The 20,296-nt window shown below is 71.8% G+C and carries 21 protein-coding genes; 6 read left to right on the forward strand and 15 right to left on the reverse strand.

The features are described 5' to 3' along the window. Window positions 1–33: 33 nt before the first annotated feature. Together ACPPVX_RS06340 and ACPPVX_RS06345 are read right to left on the reverse strand one after the other, a co-directional pair. The gene (locus ACPPVX_RS06340; protein ID WP_426574053.1) at window positions 34–1,101 is read right to left on the reverse strand and encodes a YlbL family protein; all 1,068 of its coding nucleotides are present in this window, start codon (window positions 1,099–1,101) and stop codon (window positions 34–36) included. A gap of 38 nt (window positions 1,102–1,139) precedes the next feature. Then, on the reverse strand, window positions 1,140–1,775 hold the full coding sequence (locus tag ACPPVX_RS06345; protein WP_426574054.1) for a TetR/AcrR family transcriptional regulator: 636 nt from the start codon (window positions 1,773–1,775) through the stop codon (window positions 1,140–1,142). A 14-nt stretch (window positions 1,776–1,789) separates the two neighbouring features. Between ACPPVX_RS06345 and ACPPVX_RS06350 the strand changes: the two genes are divergently transcribed. From ACPPVX_RS06350 to bioD, 4 genes are read left to right on the forward strand one after another with little or no spacing between them, the layout of a single operon-like run. Next, a complete protein-coding gene (locus ACPPVX_RS06350) occupies window positions 1,790–2,413 on the forward strand; it encodes a HEAT repeat domain-containing protein (protein WP_426574055.1) in 624 nt (207 codons plus the stop codon). A gap of 10 nt (window positions 2,414–2,423) precedes the next feature. Then, a complete protein-coding gene (gene bioA / locus ACPPVX_RS06355) occupies window positions 2,424–3,719 on the forward strand; it encodes an adenosylmethionine--8-amino-7-oxononanoate transaminase (protein ID WP_426574056.1) in 1,296 nt (431 codons plus the stop codon). Then, complete coding sequence (locus ACPPVX_RS06360; protein WP_426574057.1) at window positions 3,716–4,870, forward strand: aminotransferase class I/II-fold pyridoxal phosphate-dependent enzyme; 1,155 nt, start codon at window positions 3,716–3,718, stop codon at window positions 4,868–4,870. The genes bioA and ACPPVX_RS06360 overlap by 4 nt, the downstream gene beginning before the upstream one ends. After that, entirely contained in the window at window positions 4,867–5,538 is a 672-nt protein-coding gene (bioD, locus tag ACPPVX_RS06365) for an ATP-dependent dethiobiotin synthetase BioD (RefSeq protein ID WP_426574058.1), read from the forward strand. The genes ACPPVX_RS06360 and bioD overlap by 4 nt, the downstream gene beginning before the upstream one ends. Here the strand turns inward: bioD and ACPPVX_RS06370 are convergent. The 3 genes from ACPPVX_RS06370 to ACPPVX_RS06380 are packed head-to-tail and all read right to left on the reverse strand — an operon-like array spanning window position 5,522 to window position 7,316. Then, complete coding sequence (locus ACPPVX_RS06370; protein ID WP_426574059.1) at window positions 5,522–6,523, reverse strand: rod shape-determining protein; 1,002 nt, start codon at window positions 6,521–6,523, stop codon at window positions 5,522–5,524. The genes bioD and ACPPVX_RS06370 overlap by 17 nt on opposite strands. Continuing rightward, window positions 6,523–6,801, reverse strand: coding sequence for a hypothetical protein (locus ACPPVX_RS06375; protein WP_426574060.1), 279 nt, complete (start codon window positions 6,799–6,801; stop codon window positions 6,523–6,525). The genes ACPPVX_RS06370 and ACPPVX_RS06375 overlap by 1 nt, the downstream gene beginning before the upstream one ends. Continuing rightward, the gene (locus ACPPVX_RS06380; protein WP_426574061.1) at window positions 6,798–7,316 is read right to left on the reverse strand and encodes a molybdopterin synthase catalytic subunit; all 519 of its coding nucleotides are present in this window, start codon (window positions 7,314–7,316) and stop codon (window positions 6,798–6,800) included. The genes ACPPVX_RS06375 and ACPPVX_RS06380 overlap by 4 nt, the downstream gene beginning before the upstream one ends. A 65-nt stretch (window positions 7,317–7,381) precedes the next feature. Between ACPPVX_RS06380 and ACPPVX_RS06385 the strand changes: the two genes are divergently transcribed. Then, window positions 7,382–8,575 carry a S1C family serine protease gene (locus ACPPVX_RS06385; RefSeq protein WP_426574062.1) on the forward strand — a complete coding sequence of 398 codons (1,194 nt, stop codon included), beginning with the start codon at window positions 7,382–7,384 and terminating at the stop codon, window positions 8,573–8,575. A gap of 17 nt (window positions 8,576–8,592) precedes the next feature. On the opposite strand, the gene ACPPVX_RS06390 is transcribed toward ACPPVX_RS06385, so the two are convergent. Next, window positions 8,593–9,618: an NAD-dependent epimerase/dehydratase family protein gene (locus tag ACPPVX_RS06390; protein ID WP_426574063.1), complete on the reverse strand. Its 1,026-nt coding sequence runs from the start codon at window positions 9,616–9,618 to the stop codon at window positions 8,593–8,595. Window positions 9,619–9,676: 58 nt separating this feature from the next. Between ACPPVX_RS06390 and ACPPVX_RS06395 the strand changes: the two genes are divergently transcribed. After that, complete coding sequence (locus ACPPVX_RS06395; protein WP_426574064.1) at window positions 9,677–10,978, forward strand: zinc-dependent metalloprotease; 1,302 nt, start codon at window positions 9,677–9,679, stop codon at window positions 10,976–10,978. Here ACPPVX_RS06395 and ACPPVX_RS06400 read toward each other — a convergent pair. The 9 genes from ACPPVX_RS06400 to pstS form a co-directional block, all read right to left on the reverse strand. After that, window positions 10,969–12,582: an MFS transporter gene (locus ACPPVX_RS06400; protein ID WP_426574065.1), complete on the reverse strand. Its 1,614-nt coding sequence runs from the start codon at window positions 12,580–12,582 to the stop codon at window positions 10,969–10,971. The genes ACPPVX_RS06395 and ACPPVX_RS06400 overlap by 10 nt on opposite strands. A 70-nt stretch (window positions 12,583–12,652) precedes the next feature. Then, window positions 12,653–13,372 (reverse strand): response regulator, encoded by a 720-nt coding sequence (locus tag ACPPVX_RS06405; protein WP_426574066.1) that lies wholly within the window; start codon window positions 13,370–13,372, stop codon window positions 12,653–12,655. Then, entirely contained in the window at window positions 13,365–14,675 is a 1,311-nt protein-coding gene (locus tag ACPPVX_RS06410; protein WP_426574067.1) for a sensor histidine kinase, read from the reverse strand. Before ACPPVX_RS06410 ends, ACPPVX_RS06405 begins: the two co-directional genes overlap by 8 nt. 4 nt (window positions 14,676–14,679) lie before the next feature. Next, entirely contained in the window at window positions 14,680–15,396 is a 717-nt protein-coding gene (gene phoU, locus ACPPVX_RS06415) for a phosphate signaling complex protein PhoU (RefSeq protein ID WP_426574068.1), read from the reverse strand. Window positions 15,397–15,408: 12 nt separating this feature from the next. Then, window positions 15,409–16,071, reverse strand: coding sequence for a phosphate signaling complex protein PhoU (gene phoU, locus ACPPVX_RS06420; RefSeq protein WP_426574069.1), 663 nt, complete (start codon window positions 16,069–16,071; stop codon window positions 15,409–15,411). Window positions 16,072–16,082: 11 nt separating this feature from the next. Then, window positions 16,083–16,919, reverse strand: coding sequence for a phosphate ABC transporter ATP-binding protein PstB (gene pstB, locus ACPPVX_RS06425; protein ID WP_426575001.1), 837 nt, complete (start codon window positions 16,917–16,919; stop codon window positions 16,083–16,085). 56 nt (window positions 16,920–16,975) lie between these two features. Beyond that, on the reverse strand, window positions 16,976–17,977 hold the full coding sequence (gene pstA, locus ACPPVX_RS06430) for a phosphate ABC transporter permease PstA (RefSeq protein ID WP_426574070.1): 1,002 nt from the start codon (window positions 17,975–17,977) through the stop codon (window positions 16,976–16,978). Beyond that, on the reverse strand, window positions 17,974–18,975 hold the full coding sequence (gene pstC, locus ACPPVX_RS06435; protein WP_426574071.1) for a phosphate ABC transporter permease subunit PstC: 1,002 nt from the start codon (window positions 18,973–18,975) through the stop codon (window positions 17,974–17,976). The genes pstA and pstC overlap by 4 nt, the downstream gene beginning before the upstream one ends. Before the next feature lie 87 nt (window positions 18,976–19,062). Continuing rightward, window positions 19,063–20,184, reverse strand: a complete 1,122-nt coding sequence (gene pstS / locus ACPPVX_RS06440) for a phosphate ABC transporter substrate-binding protein PstS (RefSeq protein ID WP_426574072.1) — start codon at window positions 20,182–20,184, stop codon at window positions 19,063–19,065. Window positions 20,185–20,296: the final 112 nt, after the last annotated feature.

Raw genomic sequence — 20,296 nt, forward strand, 5'->3', positions numbered from 1 at the left:
GACCGCGGCCGGGCCGATTCGGGGAGCCTCAGATCACCTGGTGGCGGCGGGGAGCGGATCGCCGCCGTGGGCTTCGAGCGCTGCGAGCGCCTCGTCGAGGGTCGACACCGACTCGACCTTGATGCGCCCGTTGGACGCCTTGACGGCCTCCTTGTACTCGTCGGGCGGCACCAGCATGAGCTTGGCGCCCTCGGAGATGGCGGCCTCGGTCTTGTGGTTGACGCCGCCGACGGGGCCCACCGAGCCGTCGAGCTCAATGGTGCCGGTGACCGCCACCCGGCCGTCGCCGGTGAGGCTCCCTGGGGTCATGCGGTCGAGGATCGCCAACGTGAACGCGAGGCCCGCGGACGGCCCGCCGACCTGCCCGGAGTCGATGCTGATGTCGACCGGGTAGACGAACGTGGACCGATCGACGGTGGAGACCCCCAGGACGGGCTCGCCAGGCTGGTCGGGACGCTCGCCCAGCGTGGCCTTCACCGTGACCGGCTTGGTCTCGCCGAGCGGGACGACCTGTAGCTCCATGGTGTCGCCCGGGTCGTGCTCGCCGATGGCGGCCACGAGCTGGTCACGGGTGGCGATCTGCTTGCCGTCGGCCCCCACCACGGTCATGCCGGGCTTGAGGACCTTGCCGGCCGGCAGCGTGGGATCGACGTCCTCGAGGAACGCCCCCTGGTGCACGGTCTTCACCTCGAAGCCCAACCGCTCCAGGGCCACCTTCTTGGCCTTGGCCTGGGAGTCGGTCATCAGCTCCAGGTTGAGGCGACGGTTCTCCTGGTTGGTCTGGGTGCCGAGGAACGGCGCCGACGGCTCGACCTCGGCCTTGTCGTCGAGCCAGCCCCGGAGCGCGAGGAAGCCGCTGGGCTTCACCATGGACGAGACGGTCAGGTACAGCAGGTCGTCGGTGGCGGGGTCGACCGTGACCTTGGGCCCGCCGGGCTTCTGGGTGATGGTCACCAGCGGGCCGACTGAGCGGGCGCCACCGGGCGAGAGGATCACGTACGGGACGCGCAGCGTGCCGATCACGACGACCGCGCCGATCATGATGGCCAGCACCGGCGCGCTGAACCACCAGAGGCGAGAGATGCGAGGGGCGGGATCCACGGTGGGTCAGCCTGCCAGAACCGCAGGCAGCCTCTCCGTCAGTGCGACGAGGAGCGCTTGGTGCCGCCGATGTCGACCGCCGAGGCCCACAGGTCGGCCACGGTGTCGATGAACTGGTCGCTGGCCTCGAGAGGAGCCGGGATGCTGAACGAGGCGCTCATGAAGACCGCCCACTCGAGCATGCCGGCGAGCAGCGAGGCGGTGAGGTCCGGGTCGAGGTCCCGGAACTCATCCCGCGACTGGTAGATGCGCAGCCGGTCGGCGAGGCCCTTGCAGAACTTGGCCCGCATCTCGAGCCAGGTGGCCTCCACCGTGGGGCTCACCAAGATGGCCTCCAGGAGGGCCCGCCAGAGCCGGGCGTTGGCTTCGGCCACCTGCAGGAACCCGGCCACCCGCTCGCGGGCCACGCCCACGTCGTAGAGGTGGTCCTCAGGGTCGAGCTCGGTCAGCGTGTGGCGGTACAGTTCGTCCATGGCCGAGGCCATCAACTGGGCGAACACGTCCTCCTTGTTGCGGAAGTACAGGTAGAACGTGCCGTGAGCGGTCGACGCAGCGTCGGTGATGGCAGCGACGGACGTGGCCTGGTAGCCGCGCTCGGCGAACACCTCCCGTGCTGCTTCGAGCAGCTGGGCCTGTGTGGCCGCGGCCCGCTCCTGACGCTTCGCACCCGCCATCTGGCGTTCCTCCTATGACGGATCGGACGCTAGCCGACCCCATTCGGCGCCGACGCCAAGCGGCGATCGCCGGCCACCAAGGCGATGCCGCCACCGCTCGGGGGTTCCTGGGCGACGACGACGCGGGTGTGCGCGCGGCGGCGCTCGGCGCCCTCCTCCGGGCCCACGGCCTCGAGCCCGACGACCTGGTGGCGGCCCTCGCCGACGAAGCCGTCGCCGTCCGCACCCGCGCCCTCGAGGTGGTGGCCGCCCTGCACGGCGGCGGCGCTGCCGCCGCCGTGACGACCCTCCCGCTGCTGCACGACGACGACGACACCGTGGTGGAGGTGGCCGCGTGGGCCGCCGGCGAGCGCGAGCCCGCCGAGCCCGGCGCCGTCGACGCGCTGGCGGAGCTGGCCCGGCACCACGGCGACGCCCTGGTCCGCGAGTCGGCCGTCGCCGCGCTCGGCGCCATCGGCGATCCCCAGGGCCTGGCCGCGATCCTCGCCGCCACCGACGACAAGGCCACGGTCCGGCGGCGGGCTGTCCTCGCGCTCGCCCCCTTCGAGGGGCCCGAGGTCGATGCCGCCCTCGAACGGGCGCTCACCGACCGCGACTGGCAGGTCCGCCAATCGGCCGAGGACCTGACCTCCAACTAGCGTCGACCCCGTGGCAGACCTCAACGGATGGATCGACCGAGACGTCGCCTCGGTGTGGCACGGCTTCACCCAGATGGAGGCGTACGCGGGCAACAGCCCGGTCATCGTCGAGCGGGGTGAAGGCCGCGAGCTGATCGACATCGAGGGCAACCGCTACCTCGACGCCATCTCCTCGCTGTGGGTCACCACCCTCGGCCACGGCGTCCCCGAGCTCGACCAGGCGGTCCGCGATCAGCTCGGCCGCGTCGCCCACACCACCATGCTGGGCCACGGCAACCGCATCGTGATCGAGCTGGCCGAGGCCCTGGCGCCCCGGGTCCCGGTCGACCGCCCCCGGTTCCTGTTCGCCTCCGACGGCGCTGCCGCGGTGGAGCAGGCCATCAAGATCGCGTTCCAGTACTGGACCAACCAGGGCGTCACCGGGCGCACCAAGTACCTCGCATTCACCGGGGCGTACCACGGCGACACGATCGGCTCGCTCGCCATCGGCGACGGCGGCTTCGGCACCGACGTGTTCGACCCGCTCCGCTTCCCCGTCCTGCGCACGCCGTGCCTCGGCGAGCCGGGCGCGGTCGACGAGGCCATCCGCATGATCGCCGAGCACGCCCACGAGCTGGCCGCCGTGGTGCTCGAACCGCTCGTGCAGGGCGCGGCCGGCATGGCCCTGGTCCCGGCCGACGCCGTGGCCGCCGTCGCCCGGGCTGCCGCCGACCACGACGTGCTCGTCATCCACGACGAGGTGGCGACGGGCTTCGGGCGCACCGGCACCCTGTTCGCCACCGAGCAGTGCGGGGTGCAGCCCGACCTCATGGTGATCGGCAAGGGCATCACCGGCGGCTACCTCCCGCTGGCCGCCACCGTGGCCAGCCAGCGCGTGTGGGAGGCGTTCCTGGGGCCCGACCTGTCGGAGATGACCTTCTACCACGGGCACTCCTACAGCGGGAACGCCCTGGGCTGCGCGGTCGCCCTGCGCCACCTCGAGCTCCTCGACGAGTGGGACGTGCTCCAGAACGTGAACGACCGGGCCGCGCAGCTCGGTCGCCTCTTGGCGGCCCAGATCGAGCCGCTGGCCGGCGTCGCCGCGGTCCGCCGGTGCGGCCTGATGACCGGCATCGAGCTGGCGCCGCCCGCCGACGGCCTGCGCTGGGGCCGCAAGGTCTCGGCCGCGTGCGTCGAGCGCGGCGTCCTGATCCGCCCGCTCGGCGACGTGATCGTGATCATGCCGCCGCTCACCACCACGGCCGAGGAGATCGTCCGCATCGTCGACGCCCTCGAAGCCGCCATCCGCCTGGTCGCAGCCGGGTGAACCGCGAGCGCGGCGACTGGCCCGCGTGGCTGCACGGCCGGCTCTCCACCATCCGAGACCAGGGCCGGTGGCGGGCCCACCGAGAGTTCGACGCCTTCGGCCCGCGCGGCGGCCTCGTCGAGGAGGACGGCACGCACCGGAAGGTCCTGTCGTTCGCCTCCAACGACTACCTCGGCCTAAGCATCCACCCGGCGGTGATCGCCGCGGCCCACTCGGCCCTCGACCGCTGGGGCACCGGCTCGGGCGCCTCCCGCCTGGTCACCGGCGATCGTCCCGTCCACGAGGAGCTCGAGCTGGAGCTGGCCGACTGGAAGCAGACCGATCGCGCCGTGCTGTTCCCCACCGGCTTCGCCACCAACCTCGGCGTGCTCTCCACCCTGGGCGGCCCCGGCGTCACCATCGTCTCCGACGAGCTCAACCACGCCTCGATCATCGACGGCGCCCGCCTGGCCCGGGCCCACGTGGCGATCTTCCCCCACGGCGACCTGCCCGCCCTCGAGGCCGTGGTCGCCGACGCCCCTGGCCCCGTGATCGTCGTGGCCGACACGGTCTTCTCGATGGACGGTGATGCCCTCGACGTCGTCGCCGTGGCCGACATCTGCCGGCGCCACCGGGCCCTGCTCGTGCTCGACGAGGCCCATGCCGTGCTCGGGCCCCACCCCACCCCCGTCGACCTGGTCGACCTCGAGGTCGTCCGCGTCGGCACCCTGTCCAAGACGCTGGGCTCGCTGGGCGGGTTCGCCGCCTGCTCGTCTGCCGTCGCCGACCTGCTGGTCAACGCGGCCCGGTCGGCCATCTTCACCACCGGGCTCAGCCCCGCCGACGCCGCGGCCGGCCTGGCCGCCATCCGCGTGCTGCGCAGCCCCGAGGGCGCCGAGCTCTGCCGCACCCTGCGCCGCCACGTCGACCAGCTCCTGCCCGGGCACCCGTCCCCCATCATCCCCGTCGTCATGGGCGACGAGCGGCGGGCGGTGGCCGCGGCGGCCGCCCTGCTCGAGCAGGGCCTGCTGGTCCCGGCCATCCGGCCGCCCACCGTCGCCCCCGGCTCGAGCCGGCTGCGCGTCACCGTGTCCGCCGCCCACACCGACGACGAGGTGGCCCGCCTCGTCGGGGCGCTCGCCGCCCTCGACACCGAGGTCCCCTCGCCGTGACCCGTCCCGTCCGCCTGGTGCTGGTGGCCGGCACCGCCACCGACATCGGCAAGACGTGGGTGGGCGGCCAGGTGCTGGCCCGGCTCCGCGCCGCCGGCACCACCGTCGCCGCCCGGAAGCCGGCGCAGTCGGCCGACCTGGGCGACCCCGGCCCGTCCGACGCCCAGGTCCTCGCCGGCGCCAGCGGCGAGCCCGTCGAGACCGTCTGCCTCCCCCACCGCAGCTACACGGTGGCCATGGCCCCGCCCATGGCCGCGGCCGCGCTCGGCCTTCCGGTCCCCACCATCGACGACCTCCTCGACGAGCTCCGCTGGCCCGCCCACGATCAAGGCGGCCCGGTGGGCATCGGCTGGCTCGAGACCGTGGGCGGCCCCCGCTCGCCCATCGGCTCCGACGGCGATGCAGTCACCGTGGCCGGGCGGCTGGAGCCCGACCTCGTGGTCCTCGTGGCCGACGCCGGCCTCGGCACCGTCAACGCGGTCCTGCTGTCGGCCGAGGCGTTCGGCGCCCTCCCGGTGGTGGTCTTCCTGAACCGCTTCGACCCCGCCGACGACCTGCACGCCCGCAACCTGGCCTGGCTGCGCGAGCAGTCGCCGCTGCACGTGGTCACCGATCTCGACGTGCTCACCGAGGTGGTGGGCGGTCAGGGGATCAGCGGTTCCCCATGAACATCACGCGCAGCTGGTCGTAGGCCTCGATGCAGCGCCCGGCGCCCAGCACCACGGCCTCGAGCGGCTGATCGACGAGGGTGACCGGGATCTCGGTCTCCTCGGCCAGCCGATGGGCCAGGCCCTTCAGCATGCCGCCGCCGCCCACGAGGTGCATGCCCCGCACGATCAGGTCGTGCGCCAGCTCGGGCGGCGCCTCGCCGAGGCAGGCGACCACGGAGTCGACGATCGACGACACCGGCTCGGAGATGGCCTCGCGGACCTCCTGGGGCGACAGGATCACCGTCTTGGGCAGCCCACTCATGAGGTCTCGGCCCCGCACCTCGGCCTTGACGTCGTCCTGGACCGGCCACGCCGACCCGATGGCCACCTTGATCTCCTCTGCGGTGCGCTCGCCGATGGCGATGCCGTACTCGCGCCGGATGAAGGTCTGGATGGCGGCATCGATGTCGAACGACCCCACCCGCACGGCCTGCAGCGCCACCACGCCCCCGAGGCTGATGAGCGCGGTCTCCGACGTGCCGCCGCCGACGTCGACCACCATGTTGGCGGCGGGCTCGTTGACGGGGAGGTAGGCGCCCAGCGCCGCGGCCATGGGCTGCTCGATGAGCTGGGCGTCGGCGGCACCCGCGCGGCGGGCGGCCTCGGTGACGGCTCGGCGCTCCACCTCGGTGATGGCCGACGGCACGCAGATGACCACGCGGGGCCGGTTGAACTTGGACACGCCGGCGCGCTGGAGCAGCAGCCGGATCATGCGCTGGGTCACGTCGAAGTCGGTGATGGCGCCCTGGCGCAGCGGACGCACCGCCACGATGTAGCCGGGCGTGCGCCCGATCATCTGCCACGCCTCCTGGCCCATGGCCAGCACGTCGCCGGTCTGCTGGTTGAGGGCGATCACCGAGGGCTCGTTGAGCACGATGCCCTGGCCCTTGGCGTAGACGAGCGTGTTGGCCGTGCCGAGATCGATCGCGAGGTCTCTTGCCATCAGGGCAGGTCCGTCTCGTCGGCACCGGGCATCGGTCGATCGCCCTCACCCGGAGCGGGCCGCCGAGGCGCCTGCCGCGGCGAGCTGGGCCCGGCGTCGTAGCCGCGGTCGGGACGGCGCTGCACCGGTGCCGCATCGGGGGACAGGGCCGTCATCTCGCGGCGGAACGCATCGACCCCGGACTCGACGGACGTGGGCTGGCGGTTCCGGGCCCACACGTACATGGCGTAGGTGGCGACGACGAGGATCGGGAGGAGGACGAACAGGAGGACGATCACGCCGGTGCCTCCTGCCGATCGTGCAGGCCGGCGACGTCGTGGCCGGCGCGGTGGTCGCAGCGGCCCCAATCGTCGTGGCCGCCGTCCCAGTGCTCGCGCTTCCAGATCGGGGCGGTGGCCTTGACCTCGTCGATGGCCCACCGGGCGGCATCGAACGCAGCGTCGCGGTGGGGCGTGGACACGGCCACCACCACGGCGGACTCGGTGACGGCCAGCGTCCCGGTGCGGTGCCAGAGCACCAGCCGGTCGACCTCCGGGAACCGGGACCGGGTGGCCGCGGCCACCACGGCGAGGACCGGGACCACCTGCTCGGTGTACGCCTCGTACTCCAGCTGGTGGACGCCCGTGCGGTCTCCGGCGTGGTCGCGGACGGTGCCGACGAACGTGATCGAGGCGCCCGTACCGGGCCTGACCACCCATTCCGACGCCCTGGACACGGGCAGGGACGTGTCGGCGCAGGCCAACCAGTCATCGCCGGCAGGCGGCAACCACATGGCGTCGACGTCCGCGGTCATGTGCTCATCGTAGGCGTGACCGGCCGCGGCCCACCCGCAAGCGCGGATCGGTAGCGTGGCAGCCCATGGCGTTCGACGATGACGAAGACCCCGAACGCCCCTCCGCGGGCCCTCCGCTGCCCCCCGACGACCGGCTGTGGCGGCACCCGTCCGAGGTGGGCCACGGCATGCCCACGCCGGCCGCCTGGCCCGCACCGATGCCTCCCGCGCCTCCTCGGCGGGCCCGGGCGGCCGTGGCGCTGCTCGGCGCCGGCGTGGTCGGTGCCGCCGCAGCCCTGGCGGTGATGTGGGTCGCCGGCCCCAAGCGCGTCGAGGTCCGCCCGCCCAGCACGGTGGCGGCCCGAGCGGTCACCACCGCCGTCTTCTCCCCGGCCGGCGTCCCGTCGCAGTCGCTCGCCAAGCGCATGGCCCCATCGCTCGTGCGCGTCGAGGCCCAGCGCGACGGCCAGTGGCAGTCGGGCACCGGCGTGTGGATCGACACCGCCGGGACCGTCGCCGTCGCGTCCACGCTCGTGAGCGGCGCCACCGATCTCATGGTGACCGACGTCGATGGCACCCGCGTCGCCGCCAAGGCCGGCGCCTACGACAACGCCACGGGCATGACCATCCTCCGAGCCGTCGGCGAGACGGGCACCCCCGTCGGCACCGAGCAGGTCGACGCGGCGGCCGGCGAGCCCGTGGCGGTCATCGGCGCGGCATCCCTCTCTCCCGACGGCTCACCGCAGCAGCGCGTGATGACCGCCTCGGTCAGCGCCACCGGCCTGCGCGCCACCGTCGATCCCCTGGTCCTCCACGATGCGGTCCAGCTCGACCGGGCGGTGCCCACCGATGCCCTCGGCGGCGTCGTGGTCGACGCCGACGGGAACCTCGTCGGCATCGTCCTCGCCCAGTCGGGCCAAGACCACCTCGCCGTGGTCATCCCGGCCGACGATGCCATCGCCGCCGCCATGGACCTCCGCGACGACGGCAAGGTCCGCCGCGCCTGGATGGGCGTGCGCGCCGTCGACCTCAGTCCCACCGCCGCCGAGCTCCTCCGGGTGCCCGGTGGCGCCGAGCTCACCACCGTCACGGCCGGCTCACCGGCCGCGGCCGCCGAGATGCGACCCGGCGACGTGATCACCCAGGTCGACGACAAGACGATCGAGGATGCCAGCGACCTGGTGGTCTCGCTCCGGGCCTGGAAGCCCGGCGACCGGGTCGACGTCACCTGGCACCGCGGCACCACGACCGACCACGCCGAGGTCAAGCTCGGCGGCTGATCGCCGCCGACCAGCAGCTACCGACGACGACGGCGGTGGCGGATGAACGCACCGGCGCCCACCGCGGCGGCCACCGCGACCGCGCCCGCCACGCCGAGCGCCAGCTCCTGGCGGCGCTGGGGCGAGATCTGCTCGATCGCGCTGGCCTCGTGGCCCATGACGTAGGCCTCCTCGTTGCTGGAGGTCTCCTCCCAGCCGGCAGCGACGAGCCGATCGTTGGCCACCACCCACGGGTGGCGCACGTAGGGGAGGATGCCGGGAGGCGTGGGGGCCAGCCCCAGCCGCCACCGCCACGACGCCACCTTGAGGGCGACGGCCTCGGGCAGCCGGATCCGGGGGACCGGATCGAGCGCCCGGCGCTGGGTGGGCGTCAGCCAGCCGGCGGGAGCCACGTTGACCGGCCCGTCGAGGCCGGCGGACCATGCCGTGACCACGGCCGAGGCCAGGTCGGCGAGGTGCAGGTACTGAGCCGGCGTGTCGTCGGCGGTGGGCACGTCGCCCGCGGCGTCGAACGCCCGGGCCAGCCAGCCGAGGCGCCCGTCCTCGACCACCGGGGCGGGGCGCAGCCGCGCCACCGTGGCGGACGGGTGGTCGGCGGCCCAGTCGGCCGCCAGGCGCTCCACCTCGGCCAGCTGCACCGCGTAGGCGAGATCGGGGTGCGGGCGCAGGGGCGCCTCCTCGGTGAGCGGCACGGCGTTGTTGGCCCACGGTCCGTAGACCGTGGCGCTCGACAGCAGCACGACGCGGGCGGCTGCCACCTTGTCGGCGGCTTCGAGCACCCGCCGGGCCATGGCCACGTCGACGGCGGCATCGATCTCGGCGCTCTCGATGGCCGGTCCGAACGCCGACGCCAGGTGGATCACGGCCTGGGCCCCCTCGAAGGCGACGGCCAGGTCGCCGGTCACCAGGTCGGTGGCGCGGACGCCGGCCCCGGCGCGCAGGTCGATGCCGACCACCTCGTCCACCTCGGGGTGCGCGGCGAGCAGCGCCGACACCCGCCGTCCGAGGGAGCTCGCCGCTCCGGTGACCACCACGCGAACCATCACGCGAGCTTGCCGCCCGCAGGGACGGAACACCACATCGGGTCGTACGATGGCTGCCATGAGCTCCGGCCCCAACCCGTTCGAAGGGATGCCGTTCTTCGGTGACCTCCTGAAGATGCTGGGCTCGCAGGGCCCCGTCCAGTGGGACGGCGCCCGCCAGCTGGCGCTCTCCATCGCCACCGGCGGCGAGAGCGAGGCCAACGTCGACCCGCTCGAACGGGTGCGCTACGAGCAGCTGGCCCGCGTGGCCGACCTCCACGTGGCCCGGGCCACCGGGCTGTCCACCTCCACCACGGGCCGTTCCGTCACCGTCACGCCGGTCACGCGCACCCAGTGGACGCTCGCCACCCTCGATGCCTACCGGCCGCTCATCGAGAAGATGGCCGCCGCGCTGCACCCGCCCACGACCTCCGACGGCGGCGGCGTGCCCGGCTTCGGTCTGGCCGAGCAGCAGGATGCCATCGAGGGCGTCGACCCCACCGAGGCGTGGCTCGGCCAGATCATGGGCCTGCTCAGCCCGATGCTGCTCGGCATGACCACCGGGTCGCTGGTCGGCCACCTGGCCACCCGCAACTTCGGCCTGTTCGACCTGCCCATCCCCCGCCCGCCGTCCGACGACGTGCTGATCATCGCGGCCAACGTCGAGGCCTTCGCCTCCGATTGGTCCATGGACGGCGACGACCTGCGCCTCTGGGTCTGCCTCCACCAGCTCACCAACCACGCCGTGCTCGGCCTCCCCCACGTGCGGGCCCGCCTCGACGAGCTGCTCGGCGACTACGCCTCCTCGTTCGAGTCCGACCCCGACGCCCTGGGCAGCAAGCTCGGCGAGCTCGACGTCGACCCCACCGGCGGCGACCCGATGGCCCGCTTCCAGGAGCTGATGGGCGATCCCGAGGTCGTCCTCGGGGCGGTGCGCTCCAGCCGCCAGCAGGAGATCCTCCCCTGGCTCGACGCCCTCGTGTGCGTGCTCGCCGCCTACGTCGACCACATCATGGACGAGATCGGCCACGGGCTGGTGGGCTCGTACCCCCAGATCACCGAGGCCCTCCGCCGCCGCCGGGTCGAGGCCAACGCCGCCGACCGCTTCGTGGAGCGGCTGCTCGGGCTCGAGCTCACCCAGGCCCACTTCGACCGCGGCGCCTCGTTCATCGCCGGCGTCATCGAGCGCTCCGGCCAGGCCGGCCTCGACCGCCTGTGGTCGTCTGCCGACTCGCTGCCCACCCCCAACGAGGTCGACGCCCCCGGGCTGTGGCTGGCCCGCATCGACCTGGCCAGCGACCTGCCCGACGACCTGGGCGACCTGGGCGACATCCCCGACGACCTGGGTGGTCTCGGCGGCCTGGGCGGCGATCAGCCCTGACGGTCGTCGTGCGGGACGGTGGGGTCTTCGGGCCGCGCCGCCCACGGGTACTCGGTGGGCAGCGGCTCGGTGCCGTTCTCGGGCCGCCACGCCACCGGTGAGGTGGGGGCCAGGTCCTGGTCGAACGGCTCGGTGTGCGCCTCGGCGAACGGCACCGGCGTGGCATCGGGGTCGACCTCGTCGTGGGGGCCGTCGACGGCACCGCGATCGACCACCTCGGTGGGATCGCCATCGTGGTCGGACCCCGAGCCCGACCCCCGCAGGCGGCTGAGCACGCTGCGCGGCGCAGCGGCCAGGCGGCCCTTCACCTCGCCGGACACCTCGGCGAAGCGCTCCTCGATCCCGACGGCCGCAGCCGTGGCCGCGGTCTGGCGCTCGCCGGTGCGGTGCGCCCAGGCCATCCGGCCGATCACGTAGGACGCGGTGGCCACGATGGCCACGATGAACAAGATGATGAACCCGGCGCGCGCCCCGGTCTTGATGGCGACGGGGATGAACGACCCGGCCACGAACCACACCTGGAACCGGGTCTCGAACCGAGCGAACGATCGCCCCCGGTTGGCGTCGGGTGCGTCGCGCTGGAGGATCGAGTCGAAGGCCAGCTTGCCGAGGGCGGCCGCGAAGCCGACGGACATGCCCACGATGCACGCACCGAGGACCTCGTTGATGAACAGCGCGAGGAACGTCCCCACGACCACGAGGCCCAGCGATCCCGTGAGGATGGTCTCCTCGCTCGCCATGGCCTTGAGGCGGGGGGCCACGGCCGCGCCCACCAGCTGCGCCGCCACGCTGACGCCGGCCACCACCGCGAACTCCCAGGTGGCGCGGTCACCGCCGCGGAAGTCGAACGCGACGAGCATGGTCAAGAAGCCCACGCACATGCGCAGCAGCGACATGGCCGCGCCCGCCAGCCGGATGCCGGCCCCGCGCAGCTCGCTCTTCTCCGCCGAGTCGGGCTTGGCCACCGCCACCCGCGACCGGGGGATCCGGAGGCCGAGCACCGAGCTGGTCCCGTAGGTGACCATCGCCAGCCCGAGCGCCCAGCCCGGGCCCCAGACCTTGAGCAGGACGGCGGCCGGGACGATGCCGACGAAGGCGGAGACGCCACCGATGATGGCCAGCTTGGAGTTGGCCTCGATGAGCTCGTCGTCGGACGCCACCACGGTGGGCACCAGGGCGCTGCGCGCCACGTTGTAGGCGCGCTGGCAGACCAGCACGCAGAGCGCGAGCAGGAAGAAGCTGGCCCCGCCCGCCCGGATCTCGCCGATCATCAGGTAGCAGAGGACGATCCGCAGGACGGTGCTGCCCACCAGCACGAACCGGTGGCCGCCCTTGAGCCGGTCGATCAGCGGGCCCACCAGGGGGGCGATGACCGCGAACGGCAGCATCGTGATGATCAGGTACCGGACCACCGGCGATCGGGCGCTGTCGGCGGGCAGCGAGAAGAACAGCGAGTCGGCCAGCGCGGCGGCCAGCATGGCGTCGGCCATGCAGTTGGCCACGTGGGTGCGGGCCAGGCGCTGGAAGGGGCGGACGATGAACGCGCGGCTGCCCTCAGGCGTGCCGGGGCGGTTGCCCGTCTTTGGCGCGAAGGGGTCCGTCACCCGTCCCATGGTAGGGACACGGTCTGACGGCCCGTCCCGAGAGCCCCCGGAACCGGCGCTCACCAGCCGTTCAGGCTCGTGACAGCTTGGGCGTCTCGTACTTGTAGCCGAGGCCCCGGATGGTGACGATCCGGCTCGGGTTGGAAGGGTCGGCCTCGACCTTGGCCCGCAGCCGCTTCACGTGGACGTCGAGCGTCTTGGTGTCGCCGACGTAGTCGTGGCCCCACACCCGGTCGATGAGGAGGTCGCGGCTGAGCACGCGACCGGCGTTCTCCAGCAGGATGTGCAGGAGCTCGAACTCCTTGAGGGGCAGGGAGACGTCGTCGCCCCGGATGACCACCTCGTGGCGCGACGGGTCGAGCGTCACGTCGCCGATCTCGAGCACGTCGAAGGTGTCGGCGGCCTCGGGCTCGGCCGCCCCAGGCGCCCGGCGCAGCACGGCGCGCATGCGGGCCACCAGCTCCCGGAGGCGGTAGGGCTTCGACACGTAGTCGTCGGCGCCGACCTCGAGGCCCACCACGGTGTCGATCTCCGACGCCTTGGCCGTGACCATGATGATCGGCACCTTCGACTTGGTGCGGATCTCCCGGCACACGTCGATCCCGGAGACCTTGGGCAGCATCACGTCGAGCAGCACCAGATCGGGCCGCACGGCGTCGAAGATCGCAAGCGCCTCGGCGCCGTCGCGAGCCACCTGCACGCGGAACCCCTCGCGGGCCAGGCCCACGGTGAGCGCGTCGATGAAGCTGTCCTCGTCTTCGACGACCAGGACGGTGGTGGACTCAGGCATCGGTGTTCCTCAGGTTCGATGGGGTGGCAGCGGGGAGCTGGGACCCGGGGGTGGAGCGGGCGTGGTCGGCGGGATCGTCGACGGGCTCGAGGTCGGGCGGACCTTCGTCGGGAGACGAGGCGGCGCCGGCCGCCGGCAGCCGCAGGGTGAACGTGGACCCCTCGCCCTCTCGCGACGACACGGTGATGTCGCCCTGGTGGTTCTGGACGACGTGGCGGACGATGGCGAGGCCCAGGCCGGTGCCGCCGGTGTCGCGGCTGCGGGCCCGGTCGACCCGGTAGAAGCGCTCGAAGACGCGCTCCTGGTCGCGGGCGGGGATCCCGATGCCCTGATCGGCCACGTCGATCTCGACCCAGCCGTCGTGGCACCGTGCCCGAAGGCGGACCTCGGTGCCGGCATCGGAGTACTTGACCGCGTTGTCGCACAGGTTGGCGACCGCGGACACCAGCTGGCGCCGGTCGCCCAGCACCGCGGGGGCGCCTTCGGTGGGCTCGATCACCAGGTCGACCGAGCGCAGCTCCGCCGCGGGTCTGGTGCGGTCGACCGCCTCCTCGATGACCAGTGCCACGGACACGGGCGCCTCGACGGGGGGCTCGCTCGCTTCGATCTGGCTGAGCTGGAGCAGGTCGTCGATGGTGTGGGCCACGCGGAACGCCTCGCGCTGCATGCGCTGGGCGAGGCGGCGGGCCACGTCGGGGTCGTCCTCGTAGGCGAGCGTCTCGGCGAGCAGGCCGAGCGCGCCGATGGGCGTCTTGAGCTCGTGGCTGATGTTGGCCACGAAGTCCCGGCGCACCGCTTCGAGCCGCTGCCGCTCCGAGATGTCCTCGACCACCAGGAAGGCGCCCGCCACCGGGCCACCCGAGCCGGCGGGCGACGGGTGGCCCTCGAGCGATTCGAGGGGCACCGACCGCAGCTGCAGCGAGCGGCGAGGCGGACCGAACAGGTCGATCGTGCGGGTGGTCGACTCCCCGCGGACCGCCGCCGCGATCAGCTCGGTGATGAGCGATCCCACCAGCGCGTCGCCGTGCCGGGCCGACAGGTAGTCGGCGGCGGTGCGGTTGCGGAACACCATCTCGCCCGTGGCGTCGGCCAGCACGATCCCTTGCGGGATGACATCGAGCGCACCGACCAGCCGGTCGGCGGTGACCCGGGTTGCCGCCTGCTTGGCGAAGTGCCGGTCGACCGCCGCCTCGAGGCGATCGGTGGCCTCCTCGACCGTCGCCGAGTCGGCTCCGGGCCGGCGCTCGAAGCGGCCGCGCAGCTGGTCGAGCCGCTGGCGCAGCGCGCCCGAGCGAAGGATCACCTGGTCACCCGTCCTCGGGCGGCGGCTTGGCCTGCAGCGCCGCGGCGCGCGCCGCGCCGGTGTGCTCGGGCAGCCAGCCGGTCACCATGTAGCGCACGCGCTCGCCGATGTTGACGGCGTGGTCGCCGATGCGCTCGTAGTACCGGCCGATGAGGGCGAGCTGCACCGCCGGCTGGACCTGCAGGTCGCCGGCGTTGTGCACCAGGAAGATCTCCTGGATGTAGTCGCGGTGGATGGCGTCGAGCCGATCGTCGAGGTCGTCGAGCGCCGCACCCATGGCGGCGTCCTCGTCCATGTAGGCGTCGATGGCCAGCCGGAACAGCCGGGTGGCCTCCTCGCCCATCTGCGTGATGAGCCCCCGCAGGCGCGGGGACAGCTCGGTGCCGAAGATCCGCCGCGAGCCCTTGGCGATGTTGACGACGAGGTCGCCCGAGCGCTCGATCTCGGAGATCATGCGGATGGCGGTGACGATGCCGCGCAGGTCGCCGGCCATCGGCTGCTGGAGCGCGAGCTGCTGGTAGCAGAGCTCCTCCAGCTCGACCGCCCGGGCGTCGAGCGGGTCGTCGCCCTCGATGATGCGCTGGGCGTCGGTGAGGTCACCGGCGAGCAGTGCGTCGGTGGCACGAGGGATGCCCTCGGTGACCAGCGCGGCCATCTGGACCATCTCCTGGCGGATCTCCTCCAGCGTCTGCTGGAAGCTCTTCCTTGCGTTGTCGACCATGGGGTTCCCGTCTCAGCGAATCTCGGCGGCGAGGTGCTCGGCGTCGCCGGTGAGCAGGTAGCGGAGCCTGCTGCCGATGATGGCCGAGTGATCGGCGATGCGATCGAGTGCCTTTCCGATCACCAGGCTATTGAGCGCGGCCGCGACCGCCGTAGGACCTTCGAGGAGCAGCAGCTCCTTCACCAGCTGGGCGTTGGCGAGGTCGAGCACCGGACCCGACCGCGCCAGGTGGTCGGCGAGGTCCAGATCCTGGCTCGACCAGGCCCGGAGGAACTCGCGGAACTGGTCGACGGCCGTGTCGGCCATCGACAGGAGGATCTCGTAGGTGCCGCGGTAGCTCTGGACGAGCTCCCAGTCCTCCCCCACCTTGACCACGCGCAGCGCCAGGTCACCCACCCGTTCCAGCTCGCCGAGCACCCGCAGCACCGACATCACGAAGCGCAGGTCGGAGGCCACGGGGGCCTCCCGCGCCAACAGGTCGTAGCAGCGCTCGGTGAGCGAGAGGTTCATGGCATCGATGTCGTCGTCGCCCGCGATCGTGGTGGCGGCGACGTCCAGGTCGCCCGTCGCCAGGAACGCCTTCATGCGCTCGAGGTTCTGGTCGACGCGGACGGCCATCAGCTCCACCTGGAGGCGGATCTGATCGAGCTCGGCGTTGAACCCTTGTCGGACCATGATCGGCGCGATCAGCCGAACCGGCCGGTGACGTAGTTCTCGGTCCGCACATCCGACGGGTTCGAGAACATCTTCTCCGTGGCGTCGAACTCCACGAGCAGCCCCGTGCGGATGTCGCTGGTCTCGCTCACCTCGGTGGTGAAGAAGGCGCAGCGGTCGCTGACCCGGGCGGCCTGCTGCATGTTGTGGGTCACGATGATGATCGTGTAGTCCTGCTTGATCTCCTCCATCAGGTCCTCGATGCGACCGGTGGCGATCGGGTCGAGCGCAGAGCACGGCTCGTCCATGAGGATGACCTCGGGGTTCACCGCCAGGGCCCGGGCGATGCAGAGGCGCTGCTGCTGGCCGCCCGACAGGCCGAGGCCCGACTTGTGGAGGCGGTCCTTGACCTCGTCCCAGATGGCGGCGCCGCGCAGCGCCTTCTCGACGATCTCGTCGAGCTCGGACTTCTTCTTGATGCCGGCCAGCTTGGGCCCGTAGGCCACGTTGTCGAAGATCGACTTGGGGAACGGGTTGGGCTTCTGGAACACCATCCCGATCCGGCGGCGCACCTCGACCGGGTTGATCTCCTTGTCGTAGAGATCGATGCCGTGGTACTTGAGCTCGCCTTCGACCACCGCGCCTTCGATGAGGTCGTTCATCCGGTTGAAGCACCGGAGGACGGTGGTCTTGCCGCAGCCCGACGGGCCGATGAACGCGGTGATCTCGTTCTTGCCGATCTTGATGTCGACGTCCTTCACCGCACGGAAGCCGCTGTACAGCACCGAGAGGTCGTTGACCTCGAACACGGTCGGCGGCGCCGTCGGGTCCGCAGGCGGTCCTTCGTGGAGCTCGGCCGGATCGGCCATGTGGATGGGAGCCGGGGTCGGCACGGGGTTCTCCTCGTCGGTCATGCGTGGCAGTCTCACCGCATCACGAACCGTGCGCTGACGGTCCGGGCGATGGTGGTCAGGATCAAGACGATGGCGATCAGCGTGAGCGCTGCTCCCCACGCCATCTGCGGGGAGAGCTTCCCGCCGTTGGTGATCAGGTTGTAGATCTGGAACGAGAGCGTGGTGCTCTGCCCGGTGATCGTCTTGGCCTGCTCGACCGAGTTGACAGCACCGATGGTGAACAGCACCGGGGCGGTCTCGCCGGCGGCCCGGGCGACCGCGAGCATCGCGCCCGAGACCAGGCCCGGCAGGGCCGCGGGCAGGACCACCTTGTAGGTGGTCTTCCAGGTCCGGGCGCCCAGACCGGCGCTGGCCTCGCGCAGGGTGTTGGGCACGAGGCGGAGCATCTCCTCGCTCGTGCGGACCACGATCGGCAGCATCAGGCAGGCCAGCGCCATGGCCGCCGCCAGCGCCGACCGGTCGTGGCCGAACTTCAAGATCCACAGCGTGTAGATGAAGATGCCCATCACGATCGACGGCACGCCGGTCATCACGTCGGTCATGAACCGGATGAAGCGGGCGAGCCGGGTCTGCTTGCCGTACTCGTGGAGGTAGATGGCCGCCATGATCCCGAGGGGGATGGCGAACAGTGCGGACAGCAGCGTGGTGACCAGCGTGCCGATCACGGCCGGGCCCATGCCCGGTTGCGACTTCACGGCCGGGGCGGCGTCGCACTTGGCGGTGGGGTCGTACTTCTGCAGCTTGGCGCAGTCGCCGCTGAGCTCGTTGGCCGACGCGTCGTTGGGGATGTCGCTGGTCAGGAACCGTGCGCTCACCACCGGGGCGCCGCGAACGATCACGTTCCCCACCACGAACATGAGCGGGATGGTGGCCAGCACGAACGCCGCGATCATCGAGATCGTGGCGATGCGGTTCCGCCGGAAGCGGGCGCCCTTGATGGTGCTGATGCGCACGTCGCTGGGCACCACGAGGCGCTCGTCGACCTTGCGGGGAGGGGTCTCGGTGGCGGTCATGCGGCTCCCTTGAGACGACGGTCGAACACTCCGACCACCTTGCGGGAGAGCACGTTCACGACCATCGTGATCACGAACAGCGTGACCCCCAGCCCGATCAGCGCCGCCCGGTAGTCCCCGGACGATTCGGACAGGTACCGGGCGATGCCCGATGGCATGGCGTCGCTCCCGCCCAGGACGTTGACGGTGATCGGCGGGTTGGACGACCCGCCGATGAGCAGGGTGACGGCGATGGTCTCGCCCATGGCCCGACCCAGCCCGAGCATCACGGCGCCGGTGAGCCCGCCGAGCGAGTGCGGGATCACGACGCCGTTCACCATCTCGGCCCGGGTGGCCCCGAGGGCGAGGGCGCCCTCCTTGTCGTTGCGGGGGACGGTGTCGAACACCTCGCGGGAGACCGAGGTGACGATCGGCAGGATCATGATCGACAGCACGATGGCGGCCAGCAGGATGCTGATGCCCGCCGAGCCCTGCCCGAAGACCTTGTTCAGCACCGGGATGCCGGCGCACGCATCGCCCAGGCTGCGGAACAGGTCCTGCAGCGGCGACCGCAGGACGTAGAAGCCGACCAGGCCGAACACGACCGAGGGGATGGCGGCGAGGAGGTCCATCACCGTGGTGATCGACCGGCGGAGGCGGCGGGGCGCCACCTCGGTGGCGAACAGGGCGATCCCGATGGCGACCGGCACCGCCAGGAGGATCCCGATGAACGAGATCATGAGGGTGGCCCAGATGAAGCCGAGGATGCCGAAGGCCTGCTGGTTGGGGCGCCAGTCGGCCGTGGTCCAGTACGAGGACCAGTACTTCGAGAACGCGGGCCAGGCGGCCTGCGTGGTGGTGAAGGTGATCAGCGCCAGAATCACCAGGACCATCAGGCCCGCGGCGAACGCGGTGAGCCGGAAGGCGGAGTCGGGGGTAGAGCCCTTGCTCGAGTCGAGCCCTTCCACCAGCGGAGCGGTGGAGGCACGGTCGAGGTCGGTCAGGTTGAGGGCGGTCATGCAGTCCTCAGGTCGGGAGGGAGGGGTGGGTGGAACGCAGCGGGACCGAGCCCGCAAGGGCTCGGTCCCGACTGGCGTCCAGGTCGATCAGCCGACGGTGATGTCGTCGATCTGGGCGATGGCCTTGGTGGCGAGGTCCTCAGGCAGCGGAGCGTAGAGGAGGCCCTTGGCGTCGTCTTGTCCGGTGGTGAGGACGTAGTTGAGGTACGCCTTCAAGACGGCGGCGGTGGCCGCATCCTTCTGGACCTTGTCGACCAGCATCCAGGTCGGCGACGTGATGGGGTAGGCCCCGTCGGCGTCGACGTTCAGCGGGTTGTAGGTGAGGTCATCGTTGATCTCCGCGCCGGCCAGGGCCGCAGAGGCGCTGTCGGGGTTGGGAGCGATGAAGTCTCCGCTGGCGTTGCCGACGCTGGCAACCGAGAGGTCGGCCTTGGCGGCGTCGGCGAGGTCGGCGTAGCCGATGGCACCGTCGGTGCCGGCGACGACCGAGGTCACCCCGGTGCTCTTCTCGGCGCCCTGGGTGGAGGCGGGCCACTCGACGGTCTCACCCGAGTCGAGCTTCCAGGTGTCGGGGGCGGCGGCGACCAGGAACTTGGTGAAGTTGCTGGTGGTGCCGGAGCCGTCCGAGCGGTGCACGACCGTGATCTTGGTCGACGGCAGCGTGGCGTCGGGGTTGTCCTTCTTGATGGCGGCGTCGTCCCAGGTGGTGATGTCGCCCTGGAAGATCCCGGCGATGGTGTCGGGGCTCAGGTTGAGCGAGTCGACGCCCTTGAGGTTGAACGCCACGGCGATGGGACCACCGACGACGGGGAAGTACAGGACCTCGGTGCTGCCGAACGCGGCCTTCTCGTCGTCCTTGATGGCCGAGTCGGTGCCGGCGTAGTCGACCGTGCCGTCGGCGAGGGCCTTCTTGCCGTCGGAGGAGCCGGTCTTGGTGTAGGTGACGGTGGTGCTGCCACCGGCGTCCTTCACCGCGGCATCGAAGCCGGTGCTGACCTTCTGCTGGAACGTGTCCTGGAAGCTCGAGCCCTGGCCGTCGAGCTTGCCGTTGAGCTTGGAGAGGCCATCGGTGTTCGCCGCCGCCTTCTCCGTCGTGGTGGTCTTGTCGCCACTCGAGTCGCTGCCGCCGGAGCTGCCGCAACCCGCTGCGATGAGCGTGAGCACGGCGGCGGTGGCGATCAGCGAGGCGATGCCTCTGCGGTTCTTCAAGGGGAGCCCTCCTTGGGCGTCTGTTCGTCTCTTGACGCCTCGAACCGTAAAGAGGGCGGGTGTCACCCCAGGGGGCCGCCGGTGAACCAGGGGTGAACGACTCGCCAACTCT

The organism is Aquihabitans sp. McL0605 (genome assembly GCF_049993875.1).
GTDB lineage: Bacteria > Actinomycetota > Acidimicrobiia > Acidimicrobiales > Iamiaceae > Aquihabitans.